The following is an 18,329-nucleotide window of genomic DNA, read 5'->3' on the forward strand; positions in this document are numbered from 1 at the left end:
GGGCGGCTCGAGTCTGGACACTAAAAAAAGCAGGAACATCTTTAAGTAAGCTCATATCCGCAGGCTGCCGATCGAATTCGGCGGCTTTTTTTAATTGGCCTTACCGGAAAAAATTTTTCGTCGAACCGGGTTCATGATAAACTAAGGCATAATGGAAAATGAAATGAGGTTTTTTGGATGAAAAAAAGAATCGGCTTATTATACGGCGGCAAATCCGCAGAACACGAAGTTTCCCTTTCAACGGCACAGGCAGTGACCAAAGCGTTGAATTTTGATAAATATGAAGTCTACCCGGTTTACATTACCCAGGAAGGGGAATGGCGAAAAGGCGGCCTGCTTGAAGGGCCGGCGGCGAGCATTGAGCAATTGCAGATCGGACAGGGCAATGACGCACCGCATGATATTTCCGGTTTCCTTCCGGCAGAGCAGGATGACAGCCTAGATGTCATCATTCCGCTGCTGCACGGGCCGAACGGCGAAGACGGCACGGTACAGGGCCTGCTTGAAGTCATGAACCTGCCATATGTAGGCAATGGAGTGCTTGCTTCTTCTGCCGGAATGGATAAAGTGGTGATGAAGCAATTATTCGAAATCGCCGGTCTGAAGCAGACACCGTACGTTTATTTCATTAGAAGAGACTGGAAAAACGGGCAGGCGGCACTTGTCGAAAGGATCACCGCCGAATTGAACTGGCCGGTATTCGTCAAACCCGCAAATCTGGGTTCGAGCGTCGGCATCAGCAAAGCAGAAAATGAAGAAGAATTGATTGCTGCAGTGGATGAGGCATTGAAGTTCGACCGTAAAATTGTGGTTGAGCAGGGTGTCAATGCCCGTGAAATCGAAATCGCCGTACTTGGCAACGATGAGCCGGAATGTTCAGTTGCAGGCGAGATTAAACCGCTGAAAGCGTTCTACGATTACCAGGCGAAATACAAAGACGGCAATACGGCCATGATCATACCGGCAGATCTTCCGGAAACCGTATACGAAGAACTTGTCGGATCGGCTAAGAAAGCCTTCAAGATTCTCGATTGTTCGGGCCTTGTGCGCGCTGACTTTTTTGTCACGGCGGATTTTGAGATTCTGATCAACGAAGTCAACACGCTCCCTGGTTTCACGCCATTCAGCATGTTCCCGCTGCTGTGGGAGAATACAGGAGTGGCTTATCCGGAGTTGATTGAAAAACTGATTGACCTTGCCATGGAACGCTACGAGGAAAAACAATTACTGCAAGTAAAAATGGATTGAGTGGAGAAGCCTGATGAAAAAAAAGATAGAGCAAGTAGCCAAATGGCTGGATATTAGAACGAATTTGAAGGACATCGACATTACCGGTGTTTCCATCAATACGCGCACGCTTCAAAAAGGAGATCTGTTTGTGCCGTTTCGCGGTGAAAAGGTCAATGGCCACAAATATGTGCGCCATGCGATTGAAGCTGGTGCAGCTGCTGCTCTCTGGCAGCGCGATGAACCTTCGCCGCCCGATGATCTGCCATTGCTGATCGTCGATGACTGCCAGAAAGCGCTGCAGGAAATGGCGCGCGCCTACCGCGACGAATTGTCCACGACAGTGATCGGCATTACTGGATCGAACGGCAAAACGTCGACAAAAGATCTCGTGGCAAGTGTACTGAAACCTTATTTCAAGGTGCAGAAAACACAGGGCAATTTCAATAATGAACTCGGCCTGCCGCTGACGATTCTGTCACTCGATGAAGATACGAAATTCGCTGTGCTGGAAATGGGCATGAGCGGCTATGGCCAGATTGAATTCCTATCTGAATTGGCGCGGCCGGATTATGCGGTCATCACCAACATCGGTGAAGCGCATATGCAGGACCTTGGATCACGCGAAGGAATTGCGCAGGCGAAATTCGAAATCACCGCCGGTCTTGAAACGCACGGCAAATTATTTTATGACGGCGATGAACCACTGCTGAAGCCATTTGTCGAGAATTTCCCGCAGGCTGTGTCTTTCGGCTTTGATGACAATAACGAGTTGACGGTTACGGACATCCGTGCAACGGAAAACGGCAGTACGTTTATGGTCAGCGGCATCATTGACGCCACGTTTACGATTCCGGTGCTCGGCGACCACCAGGTGAAAAATACACTGGCAGCGATTTTGATTGCATTGGAAGCGGGTCTGACGGAGGAAGATATCCGCAGATCGCTGAAAGATGCGGCTTTGACGGATATGCGCATGCAGATAATCCCTGCAAAAGGCGGCGCGACATTCATCAATGATGCTTATAACGCGGCACCGTCTTCCATGAAAGCGGCATTGAATTTCATTCGGGAAACAACGATGAAAGAAGAGAAATGGGTCGTTCTCGGCGACATGCTTGAACTTGGGGAGCAGGAACGCGAATATCATGAATCCATTGCCAAATCCATCAATAATGAAATCAAAGGCGTCTGCCTGTATGGACCGAGGATGGAATGGCTTTACAGCAAGCTGCAGGGAAGCTTTAAAGGGAAATTGATCTGGAGCAAAGACGATTACCGGCCCATCATCGATCAACTGGAAAAGTCGATCTCTGCGGAATCCCTGATTCTGGTGAAGGGCTCACGCGGGATGGCTCTTGAAAACATCATTGAACCATTTATCGAGAACTGATTGAAAGAAGGATGCATTTTGAAAACAGGCGTTTTAATGATTCACGGTTTCACCGGAGGGCCATTTGAAGTGCAGCCGTTCGCTGATTATATAGAAGAAAAAACGTCGTGGCTTGTCAAAATACCGACTTTGCCCGGCCATGGAGAGAAACTGGATCTGAAGAATAAGTCTGCGGCGTCCTGGATGATGGCAGCGGAGATGGCTTTAAAGGAATTGAAGAAGCAGGTGGACCGCGTCATCATCGTCGGTTTCTCGATGGGCGGGCTGATTGCGATGTATTTGGCGATGCGCTATAAAATCGAAAAAATGGTGCTGCTGAGTGCCGCGGCCAAATACATCAGCGCGGCGCAGATCCTGGAGGAAGTGCGGGTCGCCGCGGCCGATGCCTTAAAAGGGCAGCTTGCCAATAATCCGTTATTCCATTTATATGAATACAAATTATGGCATACGCCGGTGAGTTCAGCGCTGGAATTTCTGCGGGTGGTCAAGATGGTCGAACCCTATTACGATAAATTGACGCTTCCGGTAATTATCGTCCAGGGCAAAAAGGATGGCATCGTCCCGTTTGCGGCCGCCGATCATATATTCAAGCAACTCGGTTCCATTGAAAAGGAAATCATCCATTCTGAGAACGGCCAGCACCTGATCTGTTACAGCGACGATTGCGAGGATTGGTTTGCACGTGTTCTGTCATTTATGGAAGAGAGCAGATAATAAACTGATTAATGGAACCTTTGCGTATTGATTGCAAATGCGCTTTAATCGTGTTATTCTAGTCAGAGCAATGGATACATTTTTGAGACACTCTTCCCTGTGAAGAGTATTTTTTTGAGCAAAACGGTTTGTTCATATTTTGGGCATGAAACACCCGCCGATCAGACCGCTCGGCAAAGCCCGAGCTTTTTCTGTTCACACATCCCTCTGACTTAAAACTACAGAGTATGATTTTCGACGTGAAACTTCCCCATAAAGGCTCGACCTTGTCACGAATTCATCTAAAATGTGTACCATTTGTAAATAAGATGAAGACAAAAGGAGATTGAAAAAATTTGGTTAAATTTTCAGAGTTAAATATCAGCGAAACAACTTTAAAGTCCGTAAAACGCATGGGTTTTGAAGAAGCAACACCAATCCAGGAAGGTACGATCCGTCTTGGTATGGAAGGCAAGGACATCATCGGCCAGGCACAGACAGGTACTGGTAAAACCACTGCCTTCGGTATTCCGTTGATCGAAAAGATCGACACTAAAGATGGTAACGTACAGGGATTGATCATTGCACCAACTCGCGAACTTGCTATTCAGGTTTCTGAAGAGCTTTACAGACTCGGACAGGATAAAAACGTCCGCATTCTTTCCGTTTATGGCGGACAGGAAATCGGCCGTCAAATCCGCGCGCTTAAAAACCGCCCGCAAATTATCGTTGGTACGCCAGGACGTCTTTTGGACCATATCAACCGCCGTACGCTTAAACTCGACAATGTAAACACATTGATCCTTGACGAAGCAGATGAAATGTTGAACATGGGCTTTATCGAAGACATCCAGACAATCATGTCAAGTGTTCCTGAAACACGCCAGACATTGTTGTTTTCAGCAACTATGCCGGATGCAATCCGCCGCATTGCAGAGAAATTCATGAAGACTCCGGAAATCGTGAAAATCAAATCAAAAGAAATGACAGTTGAAAACATCGAGCAATTCTATGTTAAATCTGTTGAACGCGAAAAATTCGACGTTCTTTCACGTCTTTTGAATGTGCAGCAGCCGGAACTTGCAATCATCTTCGGCCGCACAAAACGCCGGGTTGATGAATTGGCGAAAGCTTTGAATATCCGCGGCTACGTAGCTGAAGGAATTCATGGCGACTTGAGCCAGGCAAAACGTATGTCTGTTTTGAAACAATTCAAAGCAGGTAAAGTCGATATTCTGGTAGCAACTGATGTAGCAGCCCGCGGACTTGATATCTCAGGTGTATCACACGTATACAACTTTGATATTCCACAAGACCCTGAAAGCTATGTTCACCGCATCGGCCGTACTGGCCGTGCTGGTAAAAAAGGAGTCGCAGTCACGTTTGTAACACCGCGTGAAATGAGCTACTTGGCTATTGTTGAGCGTACAACGAAGAAAAAAATGGAAGCATTGATTCCTCCGACTGCTGACGAGGCTGTACTTGGCCAAAAACGCGTCGCAATGGAGCAATTGCTTGAAATGACAGAGAAAAACAATCTTGGCGACTACCGCGAATTCGCGGCGCAAATGCTTGAACAGCATGACGCGGTCGATTTGATTGCTGCAGCTCTTAAAACAATGACAAAAGAACCGGAAGATGTTCCAGTTCAAATTTCCGAAGAGCGTCCATTGCCATCACGCGGTGGCGGAGGCTACAAAGGTAAATCCGGTGGATCACGCAGCGGAAGCGGCGGAGGCTATAAAGGCAACCGTTCTTCAGGCTCAGGCCGTCCGGCTGGCCGCGGTGCAAGCTCAGGCGCAAGCCGCCGTCGTGAAGGCGGATCCGGTGCAAGCGGCGGAGGCCGTCCAGGACGCACTCGCCGTCACGAATCTTAATAGTTATTGATCCATAACCCGCCAGCAGGCAACTGCCGGCTGGTTATTTTTTTTGCCCGAAACATTCCTTCTATTGAATCGTATAGTAGAATATGAAAGACTAAGAGAGAGAATAAGAGAATGGGGAATCGGATATGAACAATCAGCCGAAAAACAGAATTTCACGTAAAGGTCTGACCGTATGGCGGTTATATGGCATCATTGAAACGGCCGTTTTTGCGTTGCTTGCAATTGGTGCTGGCGTACTTACATATTTCCTTGACTGGCCGGTATGGCTCTATGCCGTTTACGCAGGCGTGCTTTTATTGTTCGCGTTTCTGTTCATCTTCCTGTTCCCGAAAATCCGCTGGCAGCGCTGGCGTTATGAAGTAAGGGAGCAGGAAATTGAACTGCAGCACGGCCTGTTCATCGTGAAGCGCACACTGGTGCCGATGGTGCGGGTGCAGCATGTTGATACGGAACAGGGACCGATTCTGCGGCGTTATGATTTGGCTGAAATTACCATTTCCACTGCGGCGACCACACATACCATTCCGGCTTTAATCACTTCTGAAGCAGACGAACTCCGAGGGATGATTTCAGCACTGGCAAGGGTGGCGGAAGATGATGTCTGACATTCGCTATAAATTGCATCCTGTATCTGCATTTATTAATTTCATGAAAAGCCTGAAGGAATTAATCATTCCGTTCATTGTGATTTTCGGGGTCAATATTTTTAGGGATGGCGGCATCAGCGCAATGTTCAATGAAGGCTGGGTCGGCCTTCTGCCCCTGTTGATCGGGCTTGTAGTGGTGCTGTTTTCGCTGGTCATTGGAATCATTAAGTGGAAGCGGTTCGTCTACTGGTTTGAAGACGGGGAACTGCGCATCGAATATGGCCTCTTTGTAAAAAAGAAAAGGTATATACCGTTTGATCGGATTCAGAGCCTCAACTATACGGAAGGGATTTTTCACCGGCCTTTTGATCTTGTAAAAGTTAGAGTTGAAACGGCTGGTTCCAGTAAAGCGGGAGAAGCGGAAGCGGAACTTACGGCGATTAAACGGGCAGATGCAGATCGCATCGAAACGGAAATGGAGAATGCAAAATATCCGGCCGTACCGGATATGGGCCCTCATGAAGCGGTGATAGAAGCTGCGGAGGAAACGGCAATGCCGCAGAAAAAAGAGCTGAAAACGCTCTACCGCATGTCAATGAAGGAATTGCTGATCCTGGCGACAACTTCCGGCGGCATCGGTGTCGTCATTTCAGCGGTCGCTGTATTTTTATCCCAATTCAGCGAACTGATCCCTTATGAAGCCATTTATGAAGAAGTGATGCTGTTCCTGCGTTTCGGCTATCTTATTGTTGCGCTCGCGGTATTTGCCGGCCTTCTGATCGCCTGGATCATTTCGGTCATTTTGACGCTGCTGGCGAATTATCAATTCACCATCCAGGTCGATGAGGATCACATCTACATCACCAGAGGGCTCCTCGAGAAAAAGAAAGTTTCAGTGCCGTTCAAGCGCATACAGGGAATAAAAGTAACGAGAAATCCGCTGCGTGAATTGTTTGGCTATGGCGTTGTGACGGTTGAAAGTGCAGGCGGTTCAATGGGTGGGAAAGACGAGAAAATCCGTTTGTTCCCGCTGGTGAAAACAGCACATATGCTGCCGGTGCTGCGTGAACTGTTTCCGGAAATGGAATTTCAGCCGGAATTAATAAAAGCACCGAAGCGGAGCCTCCATTTTTATTACCGCCTCGATTTTCTGTGGATGCTGCCATTAATAGGTGTTTTGAGTTATTTCTTCTATCCATACGGTTTATTATCGCTGCTGATTGTGCCGCCGGTTATTGCGGTTGGGATCTGGCAGCATCGGACAACGGGCTACGCGCTCACCGGCAAACAGCTGACGATGGAATTCAGAGGTTTCAGCAAGCATACGTTCTACGTCTGGAAAAAACGGGTGCAGGCGGTTTATGTGCTGCAGACTTATTTCCAGCGGCGAAGAGATCTTGCTTCGATTCAGGCCACCATCAAATCCGGCATGCTTGGCTACTCGGCGCGCATCAATTATATGGAGAAAGACGATGCCAGCCGAATTTTGGAGTGGTACCAGCCATCACCACGTATTTCCAAACAAAAAGCAAAAGGTCAGCCGGAATAATCCGTCTGGCCTTTTGCTTTTTTTCTTATTTACGCCAACTGACAATCCGTTTCGGATGGAAAAATCCGAGGCCGATGATGAAGCCGGTGATCAGGCCGGCGATATGGGCCGTTGCATTGACGTTCGGCGTCAGGAACGTCATGATGACGCTGATGACAAGAATCGGAAGAAGGATTTGTCTTAATTGCGGCAGAGCACGTCCTCCGTAATACAATAATGCACCGTATGCACCGAAGACACCGAAGATCGCGCCGCTTGCGCCGACATGCAGGTAACTCGGCGGCTGAAGGAAATAAGTGGCGATGGTGGCAAAAATGCCGGACAGCGCATAAACCGTGATGAAGCGCACTTTCCCTGTCAATCTTTCAAGCTCGGGACCGAAAAGGAAGAGCGAGAACATATTGAACAGCAGATGCATCATTCCGCCGTGCAGGAACATCGGTGTTATGAAGCGCCACCACTCTCCTTCGGCTATCAGGAAATTGGCGCCAACGCCATAATTGAAGATATACAGGCCGAGCAAAGGAATCCATGATAAAATATGTATCAAAACATTAATCGCGATCAATGTAGATACAACAGGATAAAAGCGTAAATACTCGGAAAAACTTTCTCTGCGAATAAACATTTCGTCACCTCTGTTTCATATTGATATTATACCTTTTTCTTGTTTGCGATTGAAAGGAGAAGCATTTATGGTTACTGGAATCGGCCTGGATATCGTCGAGCTTGGGCGAATCAGGCGGCTCGACAGCCGGTCTGCGAAATTTCGCGAACGCGTGCTGACTGAAAACGAACTGTTGGAATACGAATTATTGTCAGCCGGCAGGAAAACGGAATTTCTTGCCAGCCGCTTTGCTGCAAAAGAAGCTTTCGGTAAAGCGAAAGGAACAGGAATCGGCAGAATGTGCAGTTTCAAGGATATTGAAATCAGAAAAGATTCAAACGGCAAACCTTCCGTCTTTTTCCGTGGACAGCAGGACGGACTGGTTTCCATTACACATACAAAGGAATACGCTGCAGCGCAGATCCTTTTACAATCATAGAGGCAGGCGAGTGGAAACGATGGAAACAACGTACAGACCAACAAAAGCGGTAATTGACCTAACAGCAATCGATCACAATATACAGGTGTTAAAGAACAGGGCGAATGGGGCGGAACTGATGGCAGTCGTCAAAGCGGACGGCTATGGGCACGGCGCGGTGGAAATCGCGCAGCAGGCGCTGAAGAGCGGGGCCGGAATGCTCGCGGTGGCGACTCCTGATGAGGCCTTGCATTTACGGAATAATGGAATTGACACAGAAATTCTGGTAATGGGTGCATCTCCGGCAAATTTCATCGAAGAAGCGATAAAAATGAATATTGCCGTCACTGCATATTCAATGGAATGGATGGAGGCCGCGGCTGCTGAACTGACAGGGGCGGATGAACCGCTGAAGGTTCATCTCAAATTCGATACCGGCATGCGGCGCATCGGCTTTGAGCCTGAGCAAGCGGAGGAGGCATTCGCCTTCGCGGCAAAGCACGCGTTTCAAGTGGCCGGCCTTTTCACCCATTTTGCAACGGCTGATGAAGCCGATAATCCATTATTTCTTAAGCAGGTCGAGCGCATAAAAGAAATCAGGGGGAAATGGCAGGGCGGCCCTTTGATGTTCCATGTATCAAACAGTGCAGCGGCCATCCTGCACCCGGAACTGGCTTTTGATGCTGTGCGCACCGGCATTGCGCTATACGGCATCGCACCCTCAGCCTATGTAGAGCAGGAAATGCCCTTCGAATTAAAACAGGCGATGAGCCTGGAAACGGAACTCATCCACGTCAAAAAAGTGAAAAAAGGGGAGAAGATCAGTTACGGGGCAACATATACAAGTCCCGAAGATGAATGGATCGGCACTTTGCCGATCGGTTATGCAGACGGACTGCTCCGGGGTCTTCAGGGACAGACAGTATTAGTGAAAGGCCGGCGTATGCCGATTGTCGGACGCATCTGCATGGACCAGTGCATGATCCGGCTGCCTGAAGAATCTGCAGTGGGAGAAAAAGTTCAATTGCTCGGCTCTCAAAAAAACAAAACTATTTTAATAGAAGAATGGGCGGAAAAATTAGAGACGATTCCTTACGAAATACCCTGCATAATAACGAAGCGGGTACCAAGGTTTTATTGAAAGAGATGAAGAACTTCGAGAATTGTCTTTCCTTAAGGCGTCCGTGATGTTAAGATTGTAGAATAGAAAGAAAGAACAGAGAGAACAACGGTATTTCGGAGGTGTCAGCTGTGTACGAGAAATCCAAGACAAAAGAGGTAGTGGTCAGGCTGCCAAAGCAATTGATTTCAGAACTTACTACACATTCAGATGAGCGGGTTCAGGAAGACGGAGAGTATATCTACGTTTCCACTCAGCGCGTGATGAAAAACATGTATGATTCAAATCATATACGGGAAGCGATGATCAAGGGTTATGTGGAGATGTCGCAGATCAACCTGTCGATTTCCTGTGAATGTTCTCATGCGGAGTATGAAGCGGAGCATATGACCGTGCGGCTCGTAAGCGGAGGGTGACAACTTGATTGTAAAACGCGGAGACGTTTTTTTTGCGGAATTATCACCAGTGGTCGGGTCAGAGCAAGGCGGAACCCGGCCGGTGCTGGTAATACAAAATGATATAGGAAACCGGTTCAGCCCGACTGTCATCATTGCGGCGATTACAGCTCAGATACAAAAAGCCAAACTTCCGACGCATGTGGAGATCGATGCCAAGAAATACGGCTTTGAACGGGATTCAGTAATTTTGCTCGAGCAATTGCGAACGATCGACAAATCGCGGTTGACAGATAAAATTACACAGCTTGATGAAGCTCTGATGGAAAAAGTTGATGAAGCACTTGAAATCAGTGTCGGACTCGTGAAATTCTAAGCATACATACACTTGTAAAACATCCGAAGAGTCCTTTCTTCGGGTGTTTTTTGCAATAAAGGACTTTGTAACGAGAATGAGATATAAAAAAGATGTGCAATCTGCATATTTCCGATACAATACAAGAAGAGAACTTAAAAATGAAAGTATGAAGAATCGGGGAGCCTTAAAGAGAGTTGTTAGAGCCTAAGGAGGATCTTTTAAAAGATGAATAAGCAAATAGCAAGATATATTCAGGAGAATATGACGGGAATTATTTCGAATTGGCAGGAAATGATGAAGAACGAGGAAAGTGAACGTTCTTTTGAAGTAATGCCGGCAGAATTGATGAACCAGACAAGCAGGGAATTCGCTGAATTGATGACATCCAATTTATTGGAGAGCCATCAGGCCTATGAAAGCCGCCTGAATGACTTTTCGGAAAAAGTGGTCCGGTACGGCTGGTCAATTACATTTGTCACGAAGGCCATCAATCATTTCGGCGATATCGTTTTTGCCGGCATGGAAAGAGACGGCCTCATCAATAAAGAAAATTTCCGCGGTTTCTATGTAGAATTCAACAAGTGGATCACGCCTATCCGTGACAGCACCATCGATACATATTCACGCACGTGGGAACGAACAGTCAGCCTTCAGAAAATCGCGCTGCAGGAACTTTCGGCTTCGCTGATTCCGGTTTTCGATAAAGTTTCAGTTATGCCGCTCGTTGGGACGATTGACACGGAACGCGCCCGCCTCATTATGGAGAACCTTTTGGAAGGTGTCGTAAAACACCGGGCAGAGGTCGTTTTACTTGATATTACCGGCGTGCCGGTAGTCGATACCATGGTTGCGCACCACATAATCCAGGCGGCAGACGCTGTCCGCTTAGTGGGAGCAAAATGCATGCTGGTCGGTATACGGCCGGAAATCGCCCAAACGATTGTTACACTCGGCATCAATTTGAATGATTTTACCACAACAAGCACTTTGCAGCGCGGCGTTGAACAAGCCCTGGCTTGGACAAATCGAAAAATTGTGGAGGTAGATGAAATATGAATGTCCGTATACCGATTTTAAAATTAAGAGATACATTGATTGTTTCCATTCAATGGGAATTGGATGATCAGACTGCTATACAGTTTCAGGAAGATTTATTGGCTAAACTGCATGAAACGAGTGCCCGGGGCGTTGTGATTGACCTGACATCCATAGATTTCATTGATTCTTTCATCGCAAAAGTTCTGGGAGACGTCATAAGCATGTCAAGCCTAATGGGAGCGAGAGTTGTTATAACTGGTATCCAGCCGGCAGTTGCTATCACTTTGATCGAGTTAGGAATTCGACTTGAAGATGTCATGACAGCACTGGATTTAGAAAATGGTTTGGATAAACTTCAATTGGAATTGGAGGCTTAAAGATGAGCAACCAATCCTCAGTGGAAATCCAAACAGAATGGGATATTGTAGCCGCCAGACAACTTGGCCGCAATGTGGCAAAAGAATTGGGTTTCGGCACAGTAGACCAAGCTCGAATAACGACGGCAATCAGTGAGCTTGCCCGCAATATCTATTTATATGCAGGACAGGGAAGAATTGAAATTCAGCGTCTGACTGAGAATGGCATTAACGGTATATTGATCATCGCCGCGGACAGCGGTCCGGGAATTCCGGATATCCGCAAGGTAATGGAAGACGGATTCTCTACTTCCGGCGGGCTTGGGGCAGGTCTCCCGGGTGTCAAAAGATTGATGGATGACTTTAAAATAGAAACAACCCTAGGTGAAGGGACAGACATAAGAGCTACAAAGTGGCTTCGATAGGGGGAATTCTCGATGGTTCAAAAAATTGGCAGCCAGTATAAAGAAATATTGAACCAATATATGCAGCGCCAATCGGAACAGAATTTGTATGTAGGCCAGAATTTCAGCCGCCAGCTTATTTCTGAAAACACTTCTCCAGAAGACGTCATCAGTATGCACAAAGCGGCAATGCAGGAATTATACGAAGAAATGCCGGAAACTGTCTGGCATTCTTTCGATTTCCTGATTGAAATGATGATCAATTACGGTCTTGCTTTGCAGGAGCGCCAGAGTCTGCTGCAGAAACAGGAAGAATTGCGGATGGAAATGGATCTGGCCGCCAATGTTCAGGAAACGTTACTGAAAACGAAGATGCCTTCGCTCGACGGCCTGGATATCGGGCTGCTTTCTGTGCCTCTGCGCAAAATGAACGGAGACTACATATATTTTATCAGTGACGAAAATGGGCACGCCGGAATAGCTGTAGCTGACGTAATCGGCAAAGGCCTGCCGGCGGCCTTATGCATGTCCATGGTAAAATTTGGAATGGATAGTTTGAACGATTCCCTGGCGTTCCCACGGGAAGTTCTGAGCACCATCAACCGCATTGTAGAAAAAAGCGTTGATGATTCCATGTTCGTTTCCATGTTTTACGGCAGATATGAAGAAGAAACCGGCATTCTGACATACGGCTCCGCAGGACATGAACCGGCGATGCTTTACCGATCAGAAACCGGTGAGTTTGAAGAGCTCACAGTAAAAGGTTTATTGCTGGGCGTTTCACCGGTAGCCACTTATGAAGAAAAAGAAGTGAAACTTGAAAAAAATGACATGGTCATCATGATGACGGACGGAGTGACGGAAGGGCGCACATCCGAAGGGTTCATCGACCGCCAGGTAATCAACGACCTGATTCTGCGGAAGAAGGACGAGCCGGCTCAAGTGATTGTCCAATATGTTTATGATGAATTGGTTCGCATGCAGAATGCTGAACTGAGTGATGACTTTACTTTGGTCATCTATAAAAAAGTCTGATTGTATGTTTAACCAGCCCAGCGGTGTGGTAAACAAATATACAGTGGCTTTTTTAATTTTACGCTGATTTATTTTATGCTAATTACAGAAAAACGGGGTGTCAAAAAAAGATGAATATTCAAGTTGACTTGCAGGAATCAGATAAAGTCCTGAAGGGACATATTAGCGGAGAAATAGATGCGCATACTGCGCCGATCCTCCGGGAGAAACTGGAGCCATACCAAAATGTGGAAGCGCTGGATGCGGAATTGAACCTTTCTGAAGTTAATTACATGGATAGTACCGGACTGGGTGTATTTGTAGCTTTTTATAAATCCGTGAATTCCCAGGGCGGACATTTGAAATTGAGTGGCTTGTCCGCTCGCTTAAAACGGCTGTTCGACATTACTGGTTTAGGAGATATCATGGATATCGAATCAGCTGGAAAAGGTGGTAATTAACATGCGTCCTTTTGATTACGTTGAAATGCGTGTTCCGGCTAAATCACAATATGTTGGAGTGGCGCGCCTGACGATATCCGGATTGGCAAGCAGAATCGGTTTTTCCTATGATGATATCGAAGATTTGAAAATTGCTTCGAGCGAAGCTGTGACCAATGCTGTTCAGCATGCCTACAGCGACGACGAAGACGGCGAAGTGGTGATCGGCTGCGCTCTTTATGGAGATAAAATTGAAATCATGGTTGCTGACCATGGTCAAAGTTTTGATTTTGAGGAAACAAAGGCAAAAGTGGGTCCATATCACGATCAGGCTGAAGGGGAATTCCTGCGTGAAGGCGGACTTGGCCTGTATTTGATCGAAACGTTAATGGATGAAGTAAAAGTCCATCATCAGGAAGGCGTAACGGTCTTCATGACAAAGTATGTTGGAGGAGAGCAGGTGGAAGAGGATGTCGAAACGATCTCATCCTAATCAGCCTACCAAAGAGCAGGTATTGGAATGGATTGAGGCTTATCAGAAAAATGAGGATGAAGAAGCCCAAACTCACCTGGTAAACAACTACAAACGATTAGTGGAATCCATAGCGCGAAAATACTCTAACGGTAAATCCTATCATGAGGACATTGCGCAAGTGGGTATGCTGGGTCTTTTGGGTGCAATCAGACGATATGATCCTTCATTTGGCCGCAGTTTCGAAGCGTTTGCCGTACCGACGATCATCGGCGAAATCAAACGTTTTCTGCGTGATAAGACCTGGGCAATCCATGTGCCTCGGAGAATCAAGGAATTAGGCCCGCGAATTAAAGCAACTGTCGAAGTTTTGACAAGCGAGCTTCAGCGTTCACCCCAGGTTTGGGAAATTGCTGAATACCTGGATGTTGATGAGGACGATGTACTGGAAGCGATGGAGATGGGCAAAAGCTATCAGGCGCTGTCCATGGACCATTCTCTGGAGGCCGATTCAGACGGAAGCACCGTGACATTATTTGACGTTGTCGGGCAGGAAGATGACGGTTATGAAAAAGCAGATCAGCGCATGTTGGTGGCGAATGCGATGAATGTGCTTTCCGAACGCGAAAAGCAGATCATCCAATACACCTACATAGAGCAGCTGAGCCAAAAAGAGACTGGCGATAAACTGGGCATTTCCCAAATGCACGTATCCCGTCTTCAGCGCAAGGCCATCAAGAAATTGCAGGAAGCCATACTAGCGGCGGGTGGAGTTTCGTAGTGGAAAAAATCCGCCACCAATATATCGACGCCTGTATTTTCAATGAAGCAAAAAAAGGTAATTTCGAATCCGGAGACAGCTATCACACCGTGTTGACAGAAGATTACTTTATTTGCTCCGTAGCCGATGGTTTGGGAAGTGGACCGATAGCGAGGGAATCTTCGCAGGTCATTCCGCAGATTTTAAGAGAACATCATCACGAATCGATCGACAGTCTGATGAATCGTTTCAATGACTTGATGGTGCAGAAGAGAGGCGCGGCAGTGGCCATCTTCAAAGTGGACTTTAAGAATAAGACCCTTGAATACAGCTGTGTCGGCAATATACGGTTCTACCTTTACCGGAAAGCGACCGATGAAATGATCTATCCGCTGCCGGTGATGGGCTATCTGTCCGGCCGGCCGCAAAAATTGCATACGCAGCTTTACACTTACGTGGAAGATGATTTATTCCTTATCCATTCAGATGGTGTAGAACTCCGCAATCCTAAAGCATTGATGCGTCGTTCGGGCATTCCCGAACAATTATATTATGATATCCTCTCCACGATCAAAACAGGTGATGATGCGACATTCATAACCGGAAGCCTTCTCAAATGAGATGGCTTCTTTTTTCTATGCTAAAATAGAATGGAATAAAGGAGAGTGTTTTGATGGAATTACAGCAAATCCAAAGCCTGATAGCAAAAGAAACAGGCGTACGCCCCAACCAGGTTGCACAGGTAATCGCGTTGATCGAAGACGGCAACACGGTTCCTTTTATAGCCCGTTACCGAAAAGAAGCAACCGGATCACTTGATGAAGTGCAGATAAAAGCGATTGATGACCGCTATACCTATATTCAAAATCTTGAGCAGCGAAAAATCGACATCGTCCGTTCAATTGAAGAACAGGAAAAATTAACTCCTGAATTGGAGAAAGAAATTAACGGAGCCACAGTTCTTCAACGGCTTGAAGACCTTTACCGCCCGTTCAAACAAAAACGCCGGACGAAAGCGATCATCGCTAAGGAAAAAGGATTGCAGCCACTGGCAGACTGGCTGTATGAAGGCGGCAGCGGCGATGTCCTGAAAAAAGCGTCCGAATTCATAGGAGAAAATGTAACAGATGCCGAAGAAGCGCTTCAAGGCGCACAGGATATACTTGCCGAGTTTTTTGCCGATGATGCAGATATCCGTGAAAAGATCCGCTACATGACAAGAAAAGATGGTGTTATCGCCACTTCTGCGAAAAAAGATCTTAACGACGAAAAACAGGTTTTCGAAATGTATTATGACTACGAAGAGGCGATTCAAAAAATCGTCCCTCACCGCATCCTCGCAATCAACCGGGGAGAAAAGGAAAATGTGCTGAAAGTCACCATCAATCCGCCTGCAGACCGCATCATCACGCTGATGAAAAAGAAGTGGGTTCCGGCTTCCGGCACCAATCCATACGTGGAACAGGCGATTGAAGACAGCTATAAGCGCCTGATCCAGCCCTCTGTGGAGCGGGAAATCAGAAATGAACTCAGTGAAAAAGGCGAAACCCAGGCCATCCATATCTTTTCTGAGAACCTTCGAAACCTTTTATTGCAGCCGCCAATGAAAAATAAAGTGGTGCTGGGTGTAGATCCGGCTTACCGGACAGGCTGTAAACTGGCAGCAGTGGATGAAACAGGGAAACTGCTGGAAGTGGCAGTCATTTATCCGCATGCGCCGAAAAATGATCTAACCGGTGCAAAAAAGACGATGAAGCGCCTGACTGACAAATATCCGATTGAAATCATGGCAATCGGCAACGGCACCGCTTCACGCGAAACCGAACAATTTGTAGCGGATTTCATCTCTGAGAATTCTTCCGGCATCTCTTATGTCATCGTCAATGAAGCGGGTGCCAGTGTTTACTCGGCTTCAGACATTGCACGGACCGAATTTCCGGATCTGCAAGTGGAAGAACGCAGTGCCGCATCCATCGCGCGCCGCCTGCAGGATCCCTTATCGGAACTCGTCAAAATCGACCCGAAAGCGGTCGGCGTTGGCCAGTACCAGCACGATGTTTCGCAGAAGAAATTGGCTGATCAGCTGACATTTGTAGTGGAAACCGCGGTAAACCAGGTCGGCGTCAATGTCAATTCGGCTTCTTCATCGCTGCTGCAGTATGTAGCCGGACTAAGCAAAAGCGTGGCTGAAAATGTCATTAAAGTACGGGATGAAAATGGCCGTTTCACTTCGCGGGTGCAATTGAAGAAAATTCCGCGACTGGGCGCTAAAACCTATGAACAGGCGATTGGGTTCCTCCGGATTCCAGAAGGCAAAAATCCCCTGGATGCAACAGGCATTCACCCCGAAAGTTACGCTGTGGCAGATAAACTGCTGGATCTTATAGGCGCAGATAAAAAAGACGTCGGCAAACCGGAGACAGCTGCCAGACTCGATGGTTTGGATGTCAACGAGCTCAGCGAAAAGCTCGAAGTCGGGAAAATTACACTGCAGGATATAATTGATGCGTTGAAAAAGCCGTTCCGTGATCCGCGGGATGAATTTCCTCAGCCTTTATTGAAAAATGATATTTTGAAAATGGAAGACTTGCTCCCCGGCATGGAAGTGCAAGGCACGGTGCGGAATGTGGTCGATTTTGGCGCATTTGTCGATATTGGCGTCAAACAGGATGGACTTGTCCATATCTCGAAACTGAAAAAAGGCTTCGTGAAGCATCCGCTTGAAGTCGTGGCTGTCGGCGATATCGTCACTGCCTGGGTAGAGCGGGTGGAAAAGGACAAAGGACGAATAGCGTTGACCATGCTTCAGCCGAAAGAACAGATTTAATCTGGTGGCCGTTCTGTATTTTGGAGCGGCTTTTTCCTTTAAATAATCAAACAGGAGAATCGGCATGACTGACTACGAACTTACTGAAATGATAAAAGAGATTTCTGAAACGGTTTTTCATAAACCATTCAAGCATAGGGGACTGTTCAACTCCAGATTGCGTACAACCGGTGGCCGCTACATGCTGCGCTCACATAACATCGAAATCAACCCGGGCTCCTACGCAAAATTCGGCTACGCAGAACTCGAAGGCATCATCAAGCACGAGCTTTGCCATTATCATCTTCATCTAGAAGGAAAAGGCTATAAACATCGTGACGCGGATTTTAGAAATCTGTTGAAAGAAACCAATTCTCCCCGTTTTTGCTCGCATCTCGAACCCAACAGGAAGAGGCAATCGGCGAAGCGTTATATTTATCAATGTGTTTCGTGCCAAACCGATTACATCCGAAAGATCCGGATGAACACCGAGCGCTATCGCTGCGGCCGGTGCGCAGGCAAGCTGGCCATAAAATAAATCCCTTGAAGCGCCGGCGTGATTTTATTACGGCGCTTTCAAATTCTTCGATATGAAAAATATATGGCCAGGTGCTTATAAGGAAACAGAGAAGGTTCTCGCTCTTGAGAATCTTCTTTTTTATTTTCTTCGATTTTTCAGAAGATAGGGAATATATTATTTCCTTAAAAGTGGTTGACGATTCCTGAAGAGCTCTTTATAATAGGAAAAGTCGACAAGTACAGGAAACAAACTTGAAATATTATTCCGAAGTAGCTCAGTGGTAGAG

Annotated in this window: 21 protein-coding genes; 20 read left to right on the forward strand and 1 reads right to left on the reverse strand. The window is 46.9% G+C overall.

Going from position 1 to position 18,329, the window contains the following annotated elements; all coding sequences use genetic code 11:
- Positions 1 to 177: 177 nt before the first annotated feature.
- The 6 genes from KW93_RS13415 (at position 178) to KW93_RS13440 (ending at position 7,335) form a co-directional block, all read left to right on the forward strand.
- Complete coding sequence (locus tag KW93_RS13415) at positions 178 to 1,248, forward strand: D-alanine--D-alanine ligase (RefSeq protein ID WP_033543544.1); 1,071 nt, start codon at positions 178 to 180, stop codon at positions 1,246 to 1,248.
- Positions 1,249 to 1,261: 13 nt separating this feature from the next.
- A complete protein-coding gene (locus KW93_RS13420) occupies positions 1,262 to 2,620 on the forward strand; it encodes a UDP-N-acetylmuramoyl-tripeptide--D-alanyl-D-alanine ligase (RefSeq protein WP_033543545.1) in 1,359 nt (452 codons plus the stop codon).
- 18 nt (positions 2,621 to 2,638) lie between these two features.
- Positions 2,639 to 3,334, forward strand: a complete 696-nt coding sequence (locus KW93_RS13425) for an alpha/beta hydrolase (protein WP_033543546.1) — start codon at positions 2,639 to 2,641, stop codon at positions 3,332 to 3,334.
- A 335-nt stretch (positions 3,335 to 3,669) separates the two neighbouring features.
- Entirely contained in the window at positions 3,670 to 5,190 is a 1,521-nt protein-coding gene (locus KW93_RS13430) for a DEAD/DEAH box helicase (protein ID WP_033543547.1), read from the forward strand.
- A 134-nt stretch (positions 5,191 to 5,324) separates the two neighbouring features.
- On the forward strand, positions 5,325 to 5,804 hold the full coding sequence (locus KW93_RS13435; protein WP_033543548.1) for a PH domain-containing protein: 480 nt from the start codon (positions 5,325 to 5,327) through the stop codon (positions 5,802 to 5,804).
- Positions 5,797 to 7,335 carry a PH domain-containing protein gene (locus KW93_RS13440; RefSeq protein ID WP_033543563.1) on the forward strand — a complete coding sequence of 513 codons (1,539 nt, stop codon included), beginning with the start codon at positions 5,797 to 5,799 and terminating at the stop codon, positions 7,333 to 7,335. The genes KW93_RS13435 and KW93_RS13440 overlap by 8 nt, the downstream gene beginning before the upstream one ends.
- A gap of 25 nt (positions 7,336 to 7,360) precedes the next feature.
- Here KW93_RS13440 and KW93_RS13445 read toward each other — a convergent pair whose 3' ends face one another.
- Positions 7,361 to 7,963, reverse strand: coding sequence for a rhomboid family intramembrane serine protease (locus KW93_RS13445; protein WP_033543549.1), 603 nt, complete (start codon positions 7,961 to 7,963; stop codon positions 7,361 to 7,363).
- Positions 7,964 to 8,030: 67 nt separating this feature from the next.
- On the opposite strand from KW93_RS13445, the gene acpS reads away from it, so the two are divergent.
- From acpS to KW93_RS13515, 14 genes are all read left to right on the forward strand, one after another.
- Complete coding sequence (acpS, locus tag KW93_RS13450) at positions 8,031 to 8,381, forward strand: holo-ACP synthase (RefSeq protein WP_033543550.1); 351 nt, start codon at positions 8,031 to 8,033, stop codon at positions 8,379 to 8,381.
- Positions 8,382 to 8,400: 19 nt separating this feature from the next.
- The gene (gene alr / locus KW93_RS13455; protein ID WP_033543564.1) at positions 8,401 to 9,501 is read left to right on the forward strand and encodes an alanine racemase; all 1,101 of its coding nucleotides are present in this window, start codon (positions 8,401 to 8,403) and stop codon (positions 9,499 to 9,501) included.
- Between the two features lie 110 nt (positions 9,502 to 9,611).
- A complete protein-coding gene (locus KW93_RS13460) occupies positions 9,612 to 9,896 on the forward strand; it encodes a hypothetical protein (RefSeq protein ID WP_033543551.1) in 285 nt (94 codons plus the stop codon).
- Between the two features lie 4 nt (positions 9,897 to 9,900).
- Entirely contained in the window at positions 9,901 to 10,251 is a 351-nt protein-coding gene (locus KW93_RS13465; RefSeq protein WP_033543552.1) for a type II toxin-antitoxin system PemK/MazF family toxin, read from the forward strand.
- Between the two features lie 207 nt (positions 10,252 to 10,458).
- Positions 10,459 to 11,289 carry an RsbT co-antagonist protein RsbRA gene (locus tag KW93_RS13470; RefSeq protein ID WP_033543553.1) on the forward strand — a complete coding sequence of 277 codons (831 nt, stop codon included), beginning with the start codon at positions 10,459 to 10,461 and terminating at the stop codon, positions 11,287 to 11,289.
- Positions 11,286 to 11,648 carry an STAS domain-containing protein gene (locus tag KW93_RS13475; protein ID WP_033543554.1) on the forward strand — a complete coding sequence of 121 codons (363 nt, stop codon included), beginning with the start codon at positions 11,286 to 11,288 and terminating at the stop codon, positions 11,646 to 11,648. Before KW93_RS13470 ends, KW93_RS13475 begins: the two co-directional genes overlap by 4 nt.
- Before the next feature lie 2 nt (positions 11,649 to 11,650).
- Positions 11,651 to 12,052 (forward strand): anti-sigma regulatory factor, encoded by a 402-nt coding sequence (locus KW93_RS13480; protein ID WP_033543555.1) that lies wholly within the window; start codon positions 11,651 to 11,653, stop codon positions 12,050 to 12,052.
- Positions 12,053 to 12,064: 12 nt separating this feature from the next.
- Positions 12,065 to 13,066 carry a PP2C family protein-serine/threonine phosphatase gene (locus KW93_RS13485; protein ID WP_033543556.1) on the forward strand — a complete coding sequence of 334 codons (1,002 nt, stop codon included), beginning with the start codon at positions 12,065 to 12,067 and terminating at the stop codon, positions 13,064 to 13,066.
- A 110-nt stretch (positions 13,067 to 13,176) separates the two neighbouring features.
- Entirely contained in the window at positions 13,177 to 13,506 is a 330-nt protein-coding gene (locus KW93_RS13490; RefSeq protein ID WP_033543557.1) for an anti-sigma factor antagonist, read from the forward strand.
- Position 13,507: 1 nt separating this feature from the next.
- Positions 13,508 to 13,978 (forward strand): anti-sigma B factor RsbW, encoded by a 471-nt coding sequence (gene rsbW / locus KW93_RS13495; RefSeq protein ID WP_033543558.1) that lies wholly within the window; start codon positions 13,508 to 13,510, stop codon positions 13,976 to 13,978.
- Entirely contained in the window at positions 13,956 to 14,738 is a 783-nt protein-coding gene (sigB, locus tag KW93_RS13500) for an RNA polymerase sigma factor SigB (RefSeq protein WP_033543559.1), read from the forward strand. The genes rsbW and sigB overlap by 23 nt, the downstream gene beginning before the upstream one ends.
- Positions 14,738 to 15,337, forward strand: a complete 600-nt coding sequence (locus KW93_RS13505; RefSeq protein ID WP_033543560.1) for a PP2C family serine/threonine-protein phosphatase — start codon at positions 14,738 to 14,740, stop codon at positions 15,335 to 15,337. The genes sigB and KW93_RS13505 overlap by 1 nt, the downstream gene beginning before the upstream one ends.
- A gap of 53 nt (positions 15,338 to 15,390) precedes the next feature.
- Positions 15,391 to 17,544, forward strand: coding sequence for a Tex family protein (locus KW93_RS13510; protein ID WP_033543561.1), 2,154 nt, complete (start codon positions 15,391 to 15,393; stop codon positions 17,542 to 17,544).
- 64 nt (positions 17,545 to 17,608) lie between these two features.
- Positions 17,609 to 18,061: a SprT family protein gene (locus KW93_RS13515; protein WP_033543562.1), complete on the forward strand. Its 453-nt coding sequence runs from the start codon at positions 17,609 to 17,611 to the stop codon at positions 18,059 to 18,061.
- The last annotated feature ends 268 nt before the right edge of the window (positions 18,062 to 18,329 follow it).

Source organism: Planococcus sp. CAU13, assembly GCF_000775575.1.
Taxonomy (GTDB): Bacteria; Bacillota; Bacilli; order Bacillales_A; family Planococcaceae; genus Planococcus.

Bases quoted from the DNA above. Each gene is read 5' to 3' on its own strand.
- KW93_RS13480 (WP_033543555.1), top strand. From the start codon at position 11,651: ATGAGCAACCAATCCTCAGTGGAAATCCAAACAGAATGGGATATTGTA.
- KW93_RS13445 (WP_033543549.1), bottom strand. From the start codon at position 7,963: ATGTTTATTCGCAGAGAAAGTTTTTCCGAGTATTTACGCTTTTATCCT.
- KW93_RS13490 (WP_033543557.1), top strand. From the start codon at position 13,177: ATGAATATTCAAGTTGACTTGCAGGAATCAGATAAAGTCCTGAAGGGA.
- rsbW (WP_033543558.1), top strand. From the start codon at position 13,508: ATGCGTCCTTTTGATTACGTTGAAATGCGTGTTCCGGCTAAATCACAA.
- KW93_RS13420 (WP_033543545.1), top strand. From the start codon at position 1,262: ATGAAAAAAAAGATAGAGCAAGTAGCCAAATGGCTGGATATTAGAACG.
- KW93_RS13515 (WP_033543562.1), top strand. From the start codon at position 17,609: ATGACTGACTACGAACTTACTGAAATGATAAAAGAGATTTCTGAAACG.
- KW93_RS13510 (WP_033543561.1), top strand. From the start codon at position 15,391: ATGGAATTACAGCAAATCCAAAGCCTGATAGCAAAAGAAACAGGCGTA.
- KW93_RS13435 (WP_033543548.1), top strand. From the start codon at position 5,325: ATGAACAATCAGCCGAAAAACAGAATTTCACGTAAAGGTCTGACCGTA.
- acpS (WP_033543550.1), top strand. From the start codon at position 8,031: ATGGTTACTGGAATCGGCCTGGATATCGTCGAGCTTGGGCGAATCAGG.
- alr (WP_033543564.1), top strand. From the start codon at position 8,401: ATGGAAACAACGTACAGACCAACAAAAGCGGTAATTGACCTAACAGCA.
- KW93_RS13415 (WP_033543544.1), top strand. From the start codon at position 178: ATGAAAAAAAGAATCGGCTTATTATACGGCGGCAAATCCGCAGAACAC.
- KW93_RS13470 (WP_033543553.1), top strand. From the start codon at position 10,459: ATGAATAAGCAAATAGCAAGATATATTCAGGAGAATATGACGGGAATT.
- KW93_RS13440 (WP_033543563.1), top strand. From the start codon at position 5,797: ATGTCTGACATTCGCTATAAATTGCATCCTGTATCTGCATTTATTAAT.
- KW93_RS13485 (WP_033543556.1), top strand. From the start codon at position 12,065: ATGGTTCAAAAAATTGGCAGCCAGTATAAAGAAATATTGAACCAATAT.
- sigB (WP_033543559.1), top strand. From the start codon at position 13,956: ATGTCGAAACGATCTCATCCTAATCAGCCTACCAAAGAGCAGGTATTG.
- KW93_RS13475 (WP_033543554.1), top strand. From the start codon at position 11,286: ATGAATGTCCGTATACCGATTTTAAAATTAAGAGATACATTGATTGTT.